This is a genomic window from Niallia sp. NCCP-28, assembly GCF_023168165.1.
Lineage (GTDB): Bacteria > Bacillota > Bacilli > Bacillales > Cytobacillaceae > Niallia.
On record NZ_BQYJ01000011.1, the window covers coordinates 1 to 17,796 of the forward strand.

15 protein-coding genes and 3 tRNA genes are annotated in these 17,796 nt (G+C 37.1%); 15 read left to right on the top strand and 3 right to left on the bottom strand.

What is annotated here, in order from left to right; all coding sequences use genetic code 11:
- The first annotated feature begins 30 nt into the window (after positions 1 to 30).
- From NCCP28_RS20290 to NCCP28_RS20300, 3 genes are all read left to right on the top strand, one after another.
- Positions 31 to 114, top strand: a tRNA-Tyr gene (locus tag NCCP28_RS20290).
- A 7-nt stretch (positions 115 to 121) separates the two neighbouring features.
- A tRNA-Gly gene (locus NCCP28_RS20295) sits at positions 122 to 195 on the top strand.
- 13 nt (positions 196 to 208) lie between these two features.
- Positions 209 to 283: transfer RNA gene (locus NCCP28_RS20300), tRNA-Asn, on the top strand.
- Positions 284 to 601: 318 nt separating this feature from the next.
- Here the strand turns inward: NCCP28_RS20300 and NCCP28_RS20305 are convergent.
- Positions 602 to 1,912, bottom strand: a complete 1,311-nt coding sequence (locus NCCP28_RS20305; protein ID WP_248563043.1) for an amidohydrolase family protein — start codon at positions 1,910 to 1,912, stop codon at positions 602 to 604.
- Positions 1,913 to 2,465: 553 nt separating this feature from the next.
- Here NCCP28_RS20305 and NCCP28_RS20310 point away from each other — a divergent pair.
- The 5 genes from NCCP28_RS20310 (at position 2,466) to NCCP28_RS20330 (ending at position 7,928) form a co-directional block, all read left to right on the top strand.
- The gene (locus NCCP28_RS20310; protein WP_375709437.1) at positions 2,466 to 3,506 is read left to right on the top strand and encodes an ABC transporter substrate-binding protein; all 1,041 of its coding nucleotides are present in this window, start codon (positions 2,466 to 2,468) and stop codon (positions 3,504 to 3,506) included.
- 15 nt (positions 3,507 to 3,521) lie between these two features.
- Positions 3,522 to 4,349, top strand: a complete 828-nt coding sequence (locus NCCP28_RS20315; RefSeq protein WP_248563045.1) for an ABC transporter ATP-binding protein — start codon at positions 3,522 to 3,524, stop codon at positions 4,347 to 4,349.
- A gap of 28 nt (positions 4,350 to 4,377) precedes the next feature.
- A complete protein-coding gene (locus NCCP28_RS20320) occupies positions 4,378 to 5,208 on the top strand; it encodes an ABC transporter permease (protein WP_248563046.1) in 831 nt (276 codons plus the stop codon).
- A gap of 20 nt (positions 5,209 to 5,228) precedes the next feature.
- Positions 5,229 to 6,584: an LLM class flavin-dependent oxidoreductase gene (locus tag NCCP28_RS20325; RefSeq protein WP_248563047.1), complete on the top strand. Its 1,356-nt coding sequence runs from the start codon at positions 5,229 to 5,231 to the stop codon at positions 6,582 to 6,584.
- Positions 6,585 to 7,040: 456 nt separating this feature from the next.
- Positions 7,041 to 7,928, top strand: coding sequence for a TauD/TfdA dioxygenase family protein (locus NCCP28_RS20330; RefSeq protein ID WP_248563048.1), 888 nt, complete (start codon positions 7,041 to 7,043; stop codon positions 7,926 to 7,928).
- Positions 7,929 to 8,104: 176 nt separating this feature from the next.
- Here NCCP28_RS20330 and argH read toward each other — a convergent pair whose 3' ends face one another.
- On the bottom strand, positions 8,105 to 9,655 hold the full coding sequence (gene argH / locus NCCP28_RS20335) for an argininosuccinate lyase (protein WP_248563049.1): 1,551 nt from the start codon (positions 9,653 to 9,655) through the stop codon (positions 8,105 to 8,107).
- Positions 9,656 to 9,835: 180 nt separating this feature from the next.
- Here argH and NCCP28_RS20340 point away from each other — a divergent pair, with 180 nt between their 5' ends.
- The 7 genes from NCCP28_RS20340 to NCCP28_RS20370 all read left to right on the top strand — a co-directional run bounded on the left by NCCP28_RS20340 (position 9,836) and on the right by NCCP28_RS20370 (position 16,069).
- Positions 9,836 to 10,471 (top strand): uridine kinase family protein, encoded by a 636-nt coding sequence (locus tag NCCP28_RS20340; protein WP_248563050.1) that lies wholly within the window; start codon positions 9,836 to 9,838, stop codon positions 10,469 to 10,471.
- A gap of 172 nt (positions 10,472 to 10,643) precedes the next feature.
- Positions 10,644 to 10,850, top strand: a complete 207-nt coding sequence (locus tag NCCP28_RS20345) for a hypothetical protein (protein ID WP_248563051.1) — start codon at positions 10,644 to 10,646, stop codon at positions 10,848 to 10,850.
- Between the two features lie 73 nt (positions 10,851 to 10,923).
- The gene (locus tag NCCP28_RS20350; RefSeq protein WP_248563052.1) at positions 10,924 to 11,481 is read left to right on the top strand and encodes an AAA family ATPase; all 558 of its coding nucleotides are present in this window, start codon (positions 10,924 to 10,926) and stop codon (positions 11,479 to 11,481) included.
- A gap of 190 nt (positions 11,482 to 11,671) precedes the next feature.
- Positions 11,672 to 12,961, top strand: a complete 1,290-nt coding sequence (locus tag NCCP28_RS20355; protein WP_248563053.1) for a four-carbon acid sugar kinase family protein — start codon at positions 11,672 to 11,674, stop codon at positions 12,959 to 12,961.
- 60 nt (positions 12,962 to 13,021) lie between these two features.
- Positions 13,022 to 14,029 (top strand): 4-hydroxythreonine-4-phosphate dehydrogenase PdxA, encoded by a 1,008-nt coding sequence (gene pdxA, locus NCCP28_RS20360; RefSeq protein ID WP_248563054.1) that lies wholly within the window; start codon positions 13,022 to 13,024, stop codon positions 14,027 to 14,029.
- 543 nt (positions 14,030 to 14,572) lie between these two features.
- Positions 14,573 to 14,779 (top strand): Fur-regulated basic protein FbpA, encoded by a 207-nt coding sequence (locus NCCP28_RS20365; protein ID WP_248563055.1) that lies wholly within the window; start codon positions 14,573 to 14,575, stop codon positions 14,777 to 14,779.
- Between the two features lie 330 nt (positions 14,780 to 15,109).
- Positions 15,110 to 16,069, top strand: coding sequence for a formylglycine-generating enzyme family protein (locus tag NCCP28_RS20370; RefSeq protein ID WP_248563056.1), 960 nt, complete (start codon positions 15,110 to 15,112; stop codon positions 16,067 to 16,069).
- 287 nt (positions 16,070 to 16,356) lie between these two features.
- Here NCCP28_RS20370 and NCCP28_RS20375 read toward each other — a convergent pair whose 3' ends face one another.
- The gene (locus NCCP28_RS20375; RefSeq protein WP_248563057.1) at positions 16,357 to 17,709 is read right to left on the bottom strand and encodes a sulfatase family protein; all 1,353 of its coding nucleotides are present in this window, start codon (positions 17,707 to 17,709) and stop codon (positions 16,357 to 16,359) included.
- Positions 17,710 to 17,796 lie beyond the last annotated feature (87 nt).

The window sequence follows — 17,796 nt, forward strand, 5'->3', positions numbered from 1 at the left end:
TAAAAAAAGTATAAAACTTTTTAATATTTCGGAGGGGTAGCGAAGTGGCTAAACGCGGCGGACTGTAAATCCGCTCCTTCGGGTTCGGCGGTTCGAATCCGTCCCCCTCCACCATTTATTTGCGGGTGTAGTTTAATGGTAAAACCTCAGCCTTCCAAGCTGATGTCGTGAGTTCGATTCTCATCACCCGCTCCAAGATATTTATTGTTCCGCAGTAGCTCAGTGGTAGAGCATTCGGCTGTTAACCGAACGGTCGTAGGTTCGAGTCCTACCTGCGGAGCCATTTTTTGTCTAAAATAATATATAAATGTAATAGGTTGAAGTATTAATGGATTTAGCAGAGTATCTTCTGAATCCATGGGTGCTTCAGCTTTTTTTATTTGTGCAGCAGGGGTTTTTGCAGAAAAATAGCTATTTCAAAAAAATGAAGCAAAGCGGCGAAAAAATGAACTAAATCATTAAAAAAGCGGAGTGGAAATAATAAAAAGCGAAGCAAAGCATCTTAATTTAGCAAATTTTTTAAGAAGTATTGGCCGTTTTTTCACTAAATGACAGCATAAATAAAAGAATCAGCATTTTTCTTCTGCTGATTCTTTTATTTTTATCTTTTTAATTCTGCTTGCAGGCGATTTGTTTCATAAATTACTTTTTCCTCATCAATTGTCAAACAGCTGCGGTCTTTGACAATTAGTTGCCCATTTATATACACATCACATACATCGCGTCCATTTGCGGCATAAAGGAGGTGGGACGCGGCTTCGCTTAGGGGCTGCAGATGTTCTTTGTCATGGGGATAGATCGTTATAAAATCTGCTTGTTTCCCTTGTTCCAATGATCCGACATTTTTCATGCCGATTGCGTCTGCACCAACTCTTGTTGCTAAAGATAAAGTTGTTTTGGCGGGAAGTTTTGTTGCATCCTTATACATGCCTTTTTGCAGCAAGGCAGCAGTTCTCATTTCTTCAAACATGTCAAAGTTATTATTGGATGCGACTCCATCTGTGGCAATGCCTACTTTTATTCCATGGTCAAGCAGTCGAACAATATCGGCTACACCAGAACCAAGCTTTAAATTGCTGATTGGATTATGGGCAACGCGAACATCATAAGCTTTTAATATTTCTCTTTCTTCCTCATTTAAAACAACACCATGGGCCATAACTGTTGGAGAATCAAATATTCCTAAACGGCGGAGATATTCAACAGGACGGCGGCCATATCTTTTTTGAATATCTTCTATCTCATAATCGGTTTCTGAAACATGCATATGGATCATCAGCTCATTTTCTTTTGCAATTCTGACACTTTCTACAAGTGCTTCTGTTGTACATGCATAGGGGCTATGGGGAGCAACCATTGTTGTGAGACGGCCATGGGCGCTTGTTTTATATTTTTTTGCAAATTGTTCTGCTTTTAATAGATGTGCCTGCTGTTCTTTTGCCGTTCCTAAGCTGAAAATCGTATAAGAAAATGCTCCGCGAACACCAGTTTCTCCGATTTTTTCCATAATTGCATCTGCATCAATGCCTTTTGGATTAAACATATCAGAGAAAGAGGTTGTTCCTGATTTTAACATTTCTAAAATGCCAAGTTCGGTGCTTACTTGCGCTATTTCGGTTGTGAATTGAGCTTCCAATGGCCAAATTCTCGTTTCAAGCCATGGTTTTAAAAGCATATCATCTCCAATTCCCCGAAGAAGAGTCATCACAATATGGGAATGAGCATTTACAAGGCCTGGCATGACCCATTTTCCTTTTAAGTCCACGATATTTTCTGCTTCTTCTGCCAATTTATTTTGAAAGCTCCCTATATATGTAATTATTTCATTTTCTACTATCATTAAACCATTGTCGAAAAGTTGATTTTTTTGATCCATTGTAAAAAAAGCAGCATTGATATAAGCTGTTTTCATACAACCCCTCCTAAAAGTGAATTATTGATTTATCTATCTTCTTGTCAGCGATGTTTTTTAAATGAATAAGAGGTCTGACGACTTAAATTTTTTTTATTATATCATCAAATTGAAAAATGTGTGTACATATTGTTAAAAAAGTCTACAGAGAATTATATTTTACTATCTCTATCCTATAAATGGTAATTATAGGATGGAGATCCAAACGGTACAATCATTTAGGAAATTAGATAGAAAGAAACAGATAAACAAAATAATGAGTTTGAAAGGTTTTTTTCTAAATTATATAAAATATTTAAAATTTCCTGAATTAACGCTTGACCATATAAAATATTTCTGATAAATTGATATTAATCATTTTCGCACTATTCCAATAGGAATTATAAATTATTGACCGGACAACCGGAGACCTTTCTTTTTATGAAGAGATGTCTCCGGTTTTTTGTTTAGGTGGATGATTAGCCGACTAGTCCGCTAGAGGCCTTTACAGCAATCATGTGTTGATTGAATGTAAAGGTTTTTTTATTGGAGAAAAAAGGAGGAAGAGACTTTGATAGGCAAAAGAAATAGGCGAAGAACAAAATTTTTATTGGCAGCTATATTATCAGCTATTGCGTTAACTGGCTGTGAAGAGAAGAAAACAGCTGGAGAGGCAGAAGGAGAATATGAAACATTAAAACTGAAGTATGAAGGCTCTGTTGGTACTGTCACTTATCCGGAATTAGCGGAAGATTTAGGATATCTTAATCCGATTAAATTAGAATGGATTGGGAATACGATCAGCGGTCCAGCATCCATTCAAAATGCAGCAACTGGCGAAACAGATTTTGGCGGTGCCTTTAATGGGGCAATTGCCAAATTGATTGCCAGCGGTGCGCCGATTAAATCGGTTATTGGTTATTATGGCAGCGATGAAGATACATATTCTGGATATTATGTGTTGGGGGATAGTTCGATAAAAACGGCAAAAGATTTGATTGGCAAAAAAGTCGGCATGAACACAATGGGAGCACATTCGGAATTTATTTTAAAGGAATACTTGAAGCAAAATGGGCTGACAGATGATGAAATAAAGCAAGTTACTTTAGTGGTTGTGCCTCCGGTAAATACAGAACAAGCGCTAAGGCAAAAGCAAATTGATGTAGCTGTTTTAGGCGGAATGCTTCGAGACAGGGCATTGGATAATGGAGGAATTAGAAAGCTGTTTAGCGATTATGATTTGTTTGGCTCCTTTACAGCAGGCAGCCTTGTATTTACAGAGAGATTTATTAAAGACAATCCAAATACAGTGAAAAAGTTTGTGGAAGCGACTGCCAAAGCGATTGAATGGACAAGAACAACACCCAAAGAAGAAGTAATTGCAAAATTTGAATCTATTATTGAAAAGAGAGGGCGCAAGGAAGATGCAGAAACGATTAAATATTGGAAAAGTCCAGGGATAGCAGAAAAAGGCGGATATATAAAAGAATCAGAATTCAAAGTATGGGTCGACTGGCTTGAAAAAGATGGGGAGTTTAAAAACGGGCAAGTAAAATTGCATGATTTATATACGAATGAATTTAATCCATATAAACAAGAAATTGAAAATAAATAAGGAGCTGTTTTTAGAATGGCAGACAAAATTCAGTTTAATCATGTAACAAAAGTTTTTAAAGTGAGAAGCTCTGATCGAAAAAAGGGAGAGTCAAAAGAATTTACCGCTATTCAAAATGTGCATTTTTCAGTAGAAAGTGGGGAGTTTCTATCATTAGTAGGACCGTCGGGCTGCGGAAAATCTACATTGCTTGATTTGTTGGGAGGTTTGACAACACCAACTTCTGGACAAATTTTATTGGATGGGAAGGCAATAGAAGGGCCTGGTTTAGATCGGGGCATTGTGTTTCAGCAATATGCGCTGTTTCCATGGAAAACAGCAAAAGGGAATATTGAATTTGGATTAGAGTCAAAAGGGATTCCCAAAAAGGAACGAACAGAGATTGCCAGACATTTTTTGTCCCTTGTGGGTTTATCTGGATTCGAAGATCGTTATCCCCATGAACTTTCAGGGGGGATGAAACAGCGTGTTGCGATTGCCCGAAGTTTAGCTTTTGATCCAGATGTCCTTTTAATGGATGAACCATTTGCTGCATTGGATGCCCAGACAAGAGAAACACTGCAGACAGAGCTTTTGCAAATTTGGGAACAGACAAAAAAGACCATCATTTTTATTACACATGGCATTGATGAGGCAGTGTATTTGGGACAGCGGGTAGCTGTTATGACTTCTCGGCCTGGGACCATTAAACATATCATCCAAAATCCACTGCAAAAAAGCAGCACGGAAGAAGATCTGCGCTCTACAGTCGAATTTGCGAATGCCCGCCATCAAATTTGGGAACTTCTTCGAGAAGAAGTGAAAAAATCGCAAAATGATCAAAAAACAGGGCAATCAGCTTAAAAAACGCATTTTATAAGGGGTGAAACAATTGGCAAGTGTTGATAAATCTTTAGGATATCCTATACGGGCATCAAATGGAATCAGATTTTCTTTTTATTGGATAGGAAAATTGGCTAAACAAACAGCAGTCATTGTCTTCCTTCTTTTGCTTTGGGAAACAGCTCCTCGCATTGGATTGGTGGACAGCACTTTTTTTCCTCCTTTTTCCAAAGTAGCAGAAGGCTTTTGGGGATTATTATTCTCTGGAGAATTAGTTGCCCACTTTCAAGCAAGCATTCTTCGATCATTAATCGGGTTTGGCTTAGCCATTATAATTGCTATTCCGTTAGGTCTTATCATTGGGTGGTATCCTTTAGCAAATGAACTGTTAAATCCTGTGCTGGAACTATTTCGGAATACAGCTGCTTTGGCGCTGCTGCCGGTTTTTATTTTATTATTAGGAATTGGAGAAGTATCTAAAGTTTCCATTGTGTTATTTGCTTGTATCTTTCCCATTCTTTTAAATACTATTAACGCTGTTCGAAATGTAGATCCTTTGCTTATTCGTTCAGCTAAATCAATGGGGCTTGCTTCCTATAAACTATTTTATAAAGTTATTATTCCTGCATCAATTCCGACTATTTTTACCGGAATACGTATGGCTGGTACTTCTTCTATTCTTGTTTTAATTGCAGCTGAAATGGTTGGTGCAAAAGAGGGTCTAGGCTATTTAATTAATTACGCACAAATGAATTTTCAAATTCCGCAAATGTATGCAGGCATTCTGACCATATCTCTAGTTGGATTTCTTTTAAACTATCTTTTAGTTTCATTAGAACGAAGATTTTCCAGCTGGAAGACGAATCCTAATGAAAAATAATAGGAAAGAAGGATAAAAACATGACAAAAAATGATAATGAAATGAAATTAGGCGCATTTTTTATGATACCAGGGCATCACGTGGCAGCATGGCGGCATCCAAAGGCAGAAGCTCATAATATAATGAACTTTGATTTTATCAAAAGGCTTGCGCAAACAGCAGAGCGAGGGAAGTTTGATATGATTTTTCTAGCTGATGGCTATGCAGTAAGAGCAAAAGACAAAACGGCGCTAAGTCAAAGTGTGCACACGCTTTTTGAACCATTTACCCTTTTATCGGCCCTTTCTGCGGTGACTCGTTCTATTGGGCTTGCCGCAACGGTGTCTACTACCTATAATGAGCCATTTAATGTTGCCCGCAAATTTGCATCTTTGGATCATTTAAGCGGAGGGAGAGCTGCATGGAATGTGGTTACATCCAATACGGAAGGAGAAGCAAAAAACTTTAGCCAGGAACATCATTTGCAGCATCATAAACGGTATGAACGGGCCGAAGAATTTGTGGATATTGTAACGAAGCTTTGGGACAGCTGGGAAGATGATGCACTCGTTCTTGATAAAGAAGCGGCGGTGTTTGCAGATTCTGCTAAAATACATTCCGTTAACCATAAAGGAGAATGGTTTTCTGTGGAAGGGCCGCTAAATATTTCTCGGCCGGTACAAGGACATCCTGTTGTGATCCAAGCAGGCTCTTCAGAAGATGGGAAGGAGCTTGCGGCACGCACTGCTGAAGTAATTTTTACTGCATGGCAGACTCTTGAAGAAGCGCAGGAATTTTATGCTGATGTCAAAGGGAGAATGAAGAAATATGGACGTTCTCCTGAGGAGCTGAAAATTATGCCAGGAATTTTCCCGGTTATTGGGAGAACAGAAGGGGAAGCAGACAAAAATAAACAGCTTTTAGAAGAACTTATACCAGAAGAATCAGGTGTTGCTCTTCTTTCTGGCATGATAAGCGTCGATTTATCAGGTTATCCTCTAGATGGACCATTGCCGGATCTTCCTGATTTAGATCAAGTGAATGGAGGAAAAAGTCGTTTCAAGCTGCTGAAGGATCTTGCTGACCGAGAAGGATTGACAATTCGCCAACTATATCAGCGAATTGCTGGTGCCCGCGGTCACAGAGAGATAAAAGGGACGCCGGAGCAGATTGCTGATCAAATGCAGGAATGGTTTGAAAATGGTGCAGCAGATGGCTTTAATATTATGCCCCCGTTTTTGCCAGGTGGGTTGGAGGATTTTGTTGATCTAATAATTCCTGAGCTTCAAAAAAGAGGGCTATTTCGTACAGAGTATACTGGAAATACGCTAAGAGAAAATTTAGGGTTAAAAAGACCTGCTAATAGTGTGGCGGACAAAATAAAGGAAATGATTTAAATAAATAGATAGCTAGGAATCCACTAGACAACTAGAGATTTCAGAAAGCAGAAGGTATATATTCTGCTTTCTGAAATCTCTTCTGCTTTTTGCAAAAGGCTATGTTCTAAAAGATTATTGTTTTTCAATAAGTTTTGTAAATGCGAGAAGTGAATAAACAAGGCTAGCTGATTGGAGTGGATATGCGAGACTCCTGCTTAGATTAGCGGGACAGTGGAGACCCCAGCTTTACGCCGAGGAGGCTCCACGCCCGTCCCGCGGAAAGCGAGCATCCTGAAACGGAAATCATTGCTCCATACTTCGTAAAAAGCAACAAAGTTTGCGAAAACAGCCTTGCAAAATGAATGATTCTCTGCTGGTCTATTTGGGAGGTGATGTCCTTACTACATAAATAGCATTTTAAAGGATTCATTGATTTCTATTAAAACTAATTCATATTTTAGGAGGAGATTAAATATGTCAACAAAACAAATCAATCAATTGACAGTGGTGCCTGTCGCAGGAAGAATTGGTGCAGAAATTCAAGGAGTGCAATTATCGGCTGATTTAGATCCAGGTGTCTTCAGTGAAATTAAAAAGGCGCTTAATCAGTATAAAGTAATCTTTTTTAAAGGACAAAATCATTTAGATGATGCCGAACAAGAAGCATTTGCCAATCTTTTCGGGGAAGCCTATGCACATCCGACCGTGCCGGTAAAAGAGAATACAAACTATATTTTTGAATTAGATTCCAAACAAGGGGCAAAAGCGAATAATTGGCATACAGATGTAACCTTTGTTCCAGCGGTTCCGAAATATTCCATTTTAAGAGGGGTAACCATTCCTAAAGTTGGAGGTGATACTGTGTGGGCCAACACAAATGCAGCATATGAAAACCTTCCTGCCGGATTAAAAAAATTGGCAGATGAATCATGGGCTATCCATACAAACGAATTTGACTATGCGCAATTTAAAAGAACGGATGGCAGTGATGAAGCAAGCAAAAAGAACCGGGCTGTATTTGAATCAACCATCTTTAAAACCAGACATCCAGTTGTTCATGTCCATGCAGAAACAGGAAAAAAACATCTGCTTTTAGGAGGATTTGCTGGAAGACTAGAAGGATATACGGCAAGTGAATCAGAGCGATTATTAAGTATTTTTGATGCTCATGTTACCCGGTTAGAAAATACGGTTCGTTGGCAATGGAGTGAAGGCGATGTAGCTATCTGGGATAATTTAGCTACCCAGCATTATGCCATTGCAGACTATGATGAGCATCGAGTTGTCAGACGGGTTACCGTTGGGAATAATGTACCGGTCAATCAAAACAATGAATCTAGTTCTCTTATTCAAAAAAAATAACCAAAATAGTTCCATATGTCACCTAGGTATTATATAAATAGAATAAAAAAGGGAGCTGTCTTTTTATGAAAGCTCCCTATCATCTGATCTCTCCAGTATTTTTTTAGTTGTCCACGTTTCAAGTAAATCCTCTAATTTGCCAAAAGCTGTTGTTTCCTCCCCTTGAATATTTATCCTTATAACATTTTCGCAAGCAACTCATCTAAGGCATATAAAGCATCTTCTGATTTTTCTCTAATCTCCGTTAGCCACTCCGCCTGCCCCTTTTGCTGCTTCAGCCTTATACCAATCATTCTTTTTACTTCATTGGGATTAGGGCCTCCTGGTAATGTACGGATATTTACGAAATAAACAGGATCTAAGGATTGTCGCAATGTTGTTTCATCTAATGTCAATTCTTTGCCGATAATGGAAATGGCATTTTTATTTACTAGCTTTAAGGTTATTTCTTGGGGAGAAATATTATGGAAAAGCGCATCTTTTACGATCGAGCTTGCGATTAGGTGGGCTGTACGGAATGACAGCTGATCTGTGCGCACGATGGTATCGGCGAGTTCGGTAATGGTGGCAAAACTTGCTGCAGCTCTTTTTCGCAAAGCATCTTTGTTAATGTCAGCTGTAGCAATGATGCAGCCTAAAAGTCTGCATAATTTATCGAGCAAACTCAAACTTCTCCAAGCATATGGCTGCATATCATCTTCTGTATCTACAATGTCGCCAAAAGGGGTGTTGTGAAGCATAGTCAGCACGGTTTTGGCATTGCCGGCACAGCTGGATAATAGTGATCGAATATGTTCTAAGGAAACAGGATTGCGTTTTTGCGGCATAATCGAACTGATTTGCACATAAGGATCGGCAACACGAAGCACATCATATTCTTGGGTACTCCATAGCAGCAAATCTTGCACGAATCTACCAAGATTAATAGCAATAATTTGTGTTGATGTCATTGTTTCTGCTATATAATCTGCTCCGGCAATCGCATCATAGGAATTTTCCACAACACTATCAAATCCAAGCAAATCCTGCATTTTCTCTCGGTCAATGTTAAATCCTGTGGTAGTAAAAGCAGCTGCTCCCATTGGACTGGCATTGCAATGTTTGTATGCCAGTTTAAATCGCTCTATATCCCGGTTTAAAGAATCCGCTGCTGCCATTATATAATGGGCTAAAGTTGTCGGCTGAGCTTGCTGTGTATGGGTATAGCCAATCATAAGTGTATCCACATGGTCTTTGGAAAACTGAAGCAATTGTTCTTTTAAAAATAAAACAGAAGCTAAAGCAGTCTGCATTTTTTCCCTTAATGCAAGCCGAAACATGGTAATGCACATATCATTGCGGCTTCTTGCTATATGAAGATTTCCCGCAATATCGCCTGCTTCCTTTAACAGTTCGGATTCTATATGAAAAAACAAATCCTCGACTTGGCCTGAATAGCAAGAGGTTCTGATGGTCTGCAGGTCTATGCTGTTGATTGCCTCTGCAATTTTTTTGGCATCTGTTTCGCTGATCAATTGCTGCTCTTTCAGCATAATAAGATGTGCTTTATTAATGGCCATCATTGGGTCTAATAAATGCATTTTTGCTTCGTCATAAGCAGGTTCAAGCACTACTTCTGTATATGTTTTTCCAGGGAAAGAGCGGCCTTCGTTTTGGAAAATTTGTTCTTTTTGTGTAAGAGCAGGAGCGTGATTTTCTTCTTTTGAATGTTTATTTGAGGTTTCCATGATTTGTCCTCCTCAAGGATAAATTGAAATTGCATATTTATTTTCATCTTATTCTTTTTGCCTAAAGAGTGTTATTTAAACGAAGGATTATAGTTAAAAAAAATAAGGGATAATCAAATAAAAAAGAAGGAATAGAAACTTAAATGATGGAATTTTTATTAGAAAAGGGAGGATGGCAATTTGAATATATCTGTACGGGAACTTTATAAACGCTTGATAAAAAATAAAGAAAGCAATCTAACGCTGTTAATCGGCATCGATGGAGGCGGCGGAGCGGGAAAAAGCACATTGGCAGAAAGTCTCAAAGCGGTTGATCGAAGTGTGGTTACTGTGATCCATATGGATGATTTTTATAAAACTTCGAAACAACGAGAATCAGCAAAGGAAGAAATTGGCGGCAATTGGGATTGTAGTCGTGTAAAGGAGCAGATTTTACTGCCATTAAGCCATAATAAATCGACTCGTTATCAGCGATATGATTGGGAAACAGACAAGCTTTTAGAATGGCATAATGTTTCAGCAGGAGGAATTGTTTTAATAGAAGGATGCTATTCACTAATAGAAGATTTAAGGAACTACTACCATTTCACCATTTGGATAGATACGCCAAGAGATATAAGATTGTCCCGTGGGATTGAGAGGGACGGCGAGAAGAAGCGGGGCTTATGGGAAGATTTATGGATGCCGGCAGAAGAGGTTTATATAAAGGCTCAAAAGCCAATGGAAAAGGCGGATCTTGTTATTGATGGAACCGGAAAAAGGTCCAATATAAAAGACGGCAAGATGCATATTGTAAAAAATTCATCTTTTTTATGATAATATTTTAAAAATTTTGGTCAAGAGAGCGGTGCAGCGATTTATCATGAAAAATTCCAGCAAGTTTTTTACTTATCCCGCATTAACGGGCAGTAAAACCCCCATTGATTGAAGTTTCACTTTATCAATTTATATTATTTAGCCTGTTTTTTGTTTTAATAGTGTGCTGGATTTGTACATCAGCAAGCCGTTTACGTGGGTTGATTTTGCGGCAATCTGCATTAGTCTGCTTTGGGCGGTGCTGATTTTTATTACTGCAGACAAATTGTATGAAAAGTTGGATGCTATTCGTTTACGGAATAAGGTTTTTCTTTCTATTCCTGCATTTATATTAGTTATCTTTTTTATTGTGTTATTAAATGAACTGTTTAGTTGGTAAAGCAAGAAAAAGACTGCATCGAGAAAATTACAGTAAAGATCGTATAGAAACAGGCAATCAATGAGGTGAATTTATGCAATTTGTTCTAATATTTGGGCCGCAAGCGGTTGGGAAAATGACGGTTGGACAGGAACTGGAAAAAATAACAAAGTTAAAGCTTTTTCATAATCATATGACAATTGAATTAGTGCATCCCTTATTCGGATTCAGCAAGGAAACATGGAGATTGGTAGATTTATTTCGTTTAGAGATATTTAAAGCGGTGGCTGAAAGTGATTTGTCTGGCCTGATTTTCACTTATGTATGGGCATTTGATCAGCAAGAAGACTGGGGTTTTGTTGAGACTATATGCCGTATTTTTGAGGAAAAAGGCGGAGATATTTACTTTGTGGAACTTGAAGCGGATTTTGAAGAAAGGCTAATCCGCAATAAAATGCCTCATAGACTTGAACATAAACCTACAAAAAGAGATATTAAGCAGTCTGAGCGAGAATTGAAAAGTTCCATGGAGGCATACAGATTAAATTCAATAAAAGGAGAAATAAAAAGAAAGAATTATATAAAAATCAACAATACAAAAATTCACCCTGAGGCAGTAGCCAAAATGATAAAAGATCGATTCCATTTATAGCAAGTTATTTTGAGAAGTTGGCAAGTGTTTTGTCTATAAGAGGTTAATCTCCTATGCTTTTTCGCAGTTAATCAAGGGAAAAGACTGTTAACAGCGTCAGTGTAAATAAGTGATTCGAAGTGTTGGGAAGCTGTATGTGAAATGGAAACAATATATCGCAAGCCACTAAGTTAAAAAAGGTGTTGAGACGATGAGATTAGCAGTGATTTCAGATGATTTAACAGGTGCAAGTGATTGTGGAGCCCAGCTGATTAAATATGGATTAAAAGTTGCTGTTTCTGTTACAAATAATGAAAAAATTTCAAATGAGAAAAAAACAGTCATTTTTAATACAGATAGTCGATCCTTATCCAAAGAAGAGGCTTATAAAAGAGTATATCAACTTTCATCCTTGCTAGCAGGTGGGAATTTTGATGTCATTTATAAAAAGATCGACAGCACAATGCGAGGGAATATTGGCATAGAAATTAATGCTCTATCTGATGCTTTACTGCCTGATTTTATCATTATTGCACCAGGATATCCTCAAAATGACAGGAAAATTTCAGAGGGTAAGCACTATTTGAATGGAATATTGCTTCATGAAACGGAAGTAGCAAAAGATCCTAAAACTCCTGTGGAAGAATCGGATATTACTTTGTTAATAGAGAAACAGTCAAATAGAAAAACAGGACACATAAATAGAGATGTACTGCTTAGTGGACCGAATGCTATTTGTGAAACTTTTCGTTATTATAAACAAAAAGGAATTAAGTATATTACGGTTGATTCAGTAGAGGAACAAGATTTTGTTCTTTTATTAGAATCTTTAATCTCATTAAAGAATAAAATTGTTTGGTGCGGTTCGTCCGGATTAATATCCCATATTCCAAAGATGTTTGGTTTGCAAATAGAAGAAAATAATCGTTTTTTACTGTCTAATCATGTACTTCCAGCACTATTCGTAGTTGGAAGTGTCAGCAAGATTGGGCGTAAACAATTACGTTATTTACTAAATGATCGGTCTGTAGTGGGAATTGAATTTAATTCTGTTACCTTCTTTTCAGAGGAAACGAAAACAAAAGAAGAGATTAGATTGTTAAAAAAACGAGCAATAGAAGCTTTTGGAAATCAGCAAAGTGCAGTTTTATTTTCCTCTGATTTAGTTGAAGAGACACAAAAAATAGGGAAATCAAAAGGGCTATCTGCAGTGGAAATCAGCAATCTTATTTCTAAAACAATCGGTGAAATAGCGTTCCATATCATTAAAGAATGTAAGGTGAAACGTCTTTTCCTGACAGGAGGAGATACAGCACAGCAAGTATTAGAACAGCTTGGCATTAAATATTTTCATTTATTAGATGAAGTGGAAGCTGGGATTCCTATTGGAAAATTAGATGACAGCAACATCATAGCGGTAACAAAAGCAGGAAACTTCGGAAATGAATATACGATGATTAATGCTTTAAATAAATTCAATGGGAAAAAAATCAAAAAATGAGCTAAAGAATTAAGGGCCTTTATTTATGATAGAGGCAAAAAATTTAAGGAGAAGATTAAAATGAAACCAGTTATAGGAATTACAATGGGTGATGCAGCTGGTGTAGGGCCAGAAATCATTCTTAAGGCCTTATCAAAATCTGAAACATATAAAATGTGTAGACCGATAGTAATTGGTGATTCTTTTATTTTAGATAGAGCAATGAAAATAATAGGGATATCTTTTGTATTGAATAAAATTATTTCTGTTAAAGAAGCGGCTTTTCAACATGGTGTTATTGACATTATTGATTTAGATTTATTAGATTCAGAAGTTGAATTTGGCAAAGTTTCTGCAAAAGCTGGTGCAGCAGCTTTTAAATTTTTGGAAAAAGCGGTTCATTTAGCGAAAGAAAAAGAAATTGATGCGATTTGCACTGCTCCATTAAATAAAGAGGCCTTGCGTAAAGGGGGATATAAATATCCAGGTCATACGGAGATTTTGGCAGAACTGACAGAAACTAAAGATTATTCGATGATGCTGTCTTCTCCAAAACTTAAAGTAATACATTTAACTACACATGTTGGTCTTAGAAAAGCTATCGATTTAATAGATCCTGAAAGAACATATAAGGTAATAGAATTGGCTCATATGACATTAAGCAATGCTGGTTATCTTAATCCACGAATAGCAGTATGCGGGATAAATCCCCATGCTGGTGAAAGCGGTTTATTTGGAATGGGAGAAGAAGAAGAAAAATTACTGCCTGCTATTGAAAAAGCGGCAGATGAAGGCATAAATGTAACAGGACCACACCCTGCAGATACTGTATTTTTCCGTGCGGTAAGAGGAGATTTTGATATAGTTGTTGCTTGTTATCATGACCAAGGGCATGTTCCTATAAAGGTTTTAGGTTTAGAAGAAGGCGTCAACATTACAGTAGGATTAAATGGTGGAATGATCCGCACTTCAGTTGATCATGGAACTGCTTTTGATATTGCTGGAAAAGGAATTGCAGATGAAAGAAGCATGGTTGCCGCTTTAAAATCTGCCACTGAACTTGCTCCAAAGGAAATTAAGCATAATTAGGTGAAAAGGGAAAGCGATGGTTAGTTAGTTCTTTCCCGATGCTACTAAATCTGATTTATTCCTTATTAATAAGGAATAAATCATTCGAAAAACTCATCAGTATATAGAAGTTTAATAAAATCGAGGTTGGTAAATAAAGTGAAAACGCAAACAGTGGGGGCACGTCCCCCGCTGTTTATTAGTTGAACCAATCAGGCTATTACAAGCAAGCTTCTATCCACCTGGATTTCTTGTGTTCTGTTATCATCCCATAGGTAGGGGGAAAAAGCCCGTTGCTGTGTGATAAAGACAACGTTCGAGGGATTGTTTAAAGAAAAGAATGGTTATCATGCCAAATATAGTTTGCATATATGTCCTAAAGTTGTTTAATTCTAAGTTGACTTATCGGAATAATTTGTTATATACTGAATACAACAATAAAACAGGCGAAATAATTTTTGCATTTATTTAAAGACAAGCAAATAATTTAGGGATGTCTAGAGAACGGAAGCGATTATCCCGCGTTCTTTGACGAAATAAATTGAATAATGAGGAGTGATAGTAATGGGAAATCTTTTACGTATAGATGAGCAGGCTAGGAAAGAAAAATTAATAAATAGACTTATTGCTTTAAAAGTATATAAAAAAGAGGATAAGCATCTTTATGAGATGTCTGTAAAAGAATTAGAATTTCAATTCAGAATGGCTATCGCAAAAAATCATCCTCACAGTGATATGGGATCACTGCGCTGGAAAAAGAAAAGAGCTTGATTTTATCTATTAAAAAATTTTGATGATGGAAAATGGCGGATTATTATCTGAGTGTCAGACTAAAAAAGTGCTAGTTTTAAGATAGAAAGTTAAATACTTTTATTTGTCCTCTTCTTTTTAAAGTTGAGGCTATTTGTTTATTGTTATAATTAGAGGCTTATTAGGTTTAGCGCATTTTTTAGTCAGCATGAAGTGTAGGCAGTTTGAATTTAGTCTATTGCATAATATAGATTAGCCCAAAATACTGATATCAATAAGTTATTAGATGGAAAGTTTGCCAGCCAAATAAGAGAAAAACAAACTATAAAACTAGAAAGTAGAGGAAATAGAATGTCTAAACCAGTTAAGTCTGCTTGCTGCAGTATAAATAGGCAGAATTCTAATGAAAAAAAGGCTGCTAATCAACCAGTAATTAATACATTAAAGCCATGCAGCAAAAAAGAAATGATTTATTTATCGGGTGGAGAATTTTTGATGGGGACAAATTCAAAGGAAGGGCATCCAGCAGATGGAGAAGGTCCAATCCGAAAGGTAGTGATAGATCCATTTTATATAGATGCCACTGCGGTAACCAATGCTCAATTTGCAAAATTTGTGAAAGAAACAGGATATAAGACCGAAGCAGAAGCGTTTGGCAATTCTTTTGTTTTCTATAGTTTTTTATCATCTAATGATACAAAAGAAGTAAAAGGATCTGTGCAGCAGACACCGTGGTGGTTGTTGGTAGAGGGGGCATATTGGAAACAGCCTGAGGGCATGGATTCTTCTATTGATAAACGTATGGATCATCCTGTAGTTCATATTTCTTGGAATGATGCTACTGCATACTGCCAGTGGGCGGGCAAGAGATTGCCGACAGAGGCAGAATGGGAATATGCTGCAAGAGGAGGTTTGGAACAAAGGTTATATCCCTGGGGAGATAGTTTAACGCCAAACGGCGAATATAGATGCAACATTTGGCAAGGGGAATTTCCTTTGAATAATCTTGCCCTAGATGGTTATATGGGAACTGCACCAGCAAATTCGTTTCCTCCAAATTCATATGGATTATATAATACAGTAGGAAATGTATGGGAGTGGTGCTCTGACTGGTTTACAGCATTATTTCATAAAAATGATTTATGGCAAAATCCAAAAGGTCCATCTAGGGGCAGTGCCAAAGTTATGAAAGGAGGCTCTTATCTTTGCCATCATTCTTATTGCAATCGTTACAGAGTAGCAGCCAGAAGTTCGAATACACCAGATAGTTCAACAGGAAATATCGGTTTTCGATGTGCAGCAGATATTTAGCAGAGCGATAAAGTGCAACTTTAATTAATGGAAGGGTTTTTTATCTCCACTTAGATTTTTGGTTTGCTCTTATATTATAACCTTAAGGTGGGGAAAAGCCTGTTAAATATATTACTATAGCAAGTGGCGACTATCAAAATAAAATAAAAAGGATTAGGCAGGTGCTGAAATGCTTCTTTAGATACATAGAAATTTGTATGGCATTTTTTGATGAAGTAAAAAAATACTATATAAAAATACGTTTAAAGAGTCTATTTTGCACCTGATTTCCCTTTTTAAGCATCTTTTTATTTTAAAAAATGTTCTTTTCCAGGATAAGCATTATTATTTCGCAATTCCTCTTCCCATCTTTTCGAACCAACTCCTAAAACAGGTCCTTTTAAGAGAGGATCCTTTGTTTGAATCATCCAATTTTCAACCTTTTTGCGCAATTCTTCTGCAATTAAAGAATAGGATGCTTCATTAATGATATTGTTTTTTTCAAGAGGGTCCTTTTCTAAGTCATATAATTCTTCCGGTACATTTGGAACATAATATTCTTTGCGAACTTCTTGCCCTGAAAGGCTTTTATGAGCATCAAAAGGCATATAAATATTAGGCCCGTCTGCAAAATTCTTTACATATTTATATTGATTTGTACGAATTCCACGCATTGGATGATAGCGATCATGCCAAGTCAATTCACAGAAAAACTCATCTCGTATTTCTTTTTTCTCACCCTTGATTAAAGCTGCAAAACTTCTTCCATCTAGTTCCTTCGGGATAGGAGCACCTGCCAATTCTAATAAGGTAGGCATGAGATCAATATTGCAAAGCAAGTTTTGATTTATTTGAGACCCATTAATTTCAGGGCCAGAAATGAGAAGTGCTGTTTCTAATCCAGCATCTTTAAATGTTCCCTTTGCACGAGGAAAAGCTAATCCATGATCCGTAGTAAAAATGACAATTGTATTTTTGCTTAATTCACTATTATGAATGCATTCCATAATTTCTCCGATAGCTTTATCCAGCACCTTAGCAGAACCATTTAATAAAGATATGTCTTTTCTAACATTGGGTGTATCTGGCAAATAGGCAAATGCTTCTACATCTTCTACATTATCTGCATACGGCTCATACTCGTCAAAATCCCGATGTGTTTCGAAAAATCCAATATTTAAATAAAAGGGCTGATGGGAGGAATTGCTGGACTTTTCATTTAAGAATTCAATGGCTTTTTTAGCTACATAAGGACTTCTATCTCCTTTTACCTCTTCAAATCTATCGTAGCCAAGTTTATAAGTAGAGCTAAAAACGCGATCTTCAATAGGTGGAGGAGTTCCAATAGTTTCGTGGCTTAATCCAATTAAAGCAGTTTCATAGCCTGCTTTTTGCATTGCTTGGGGAAGTGTGGTTATTTCATCTTTTATTGCAAATCCAAGGTGGGCAAGACCGATAAGCCCATTATTATGCGGATAAAGTCCAGTTAAAATGCTGCCTCTGCTTGGACTGCATTGGGGTGCTGGGCAATAGTATTGATCAAACCGAATCCCTTTTTCTGCTAATTTATCAATTTCAGGAGTCTCTACTTGATGTCCATAACATCCGAGGTATCTTCCTGTATCATGGGAAATCATAAAGATGATATTTGGTTTATTCATAATGTATTCCTCCATTTTAGACAAATAATGATAATAGCAGGATTTAAGAGGAATAATTCTTAGATCCTGCTATATATTTTGTTAGTT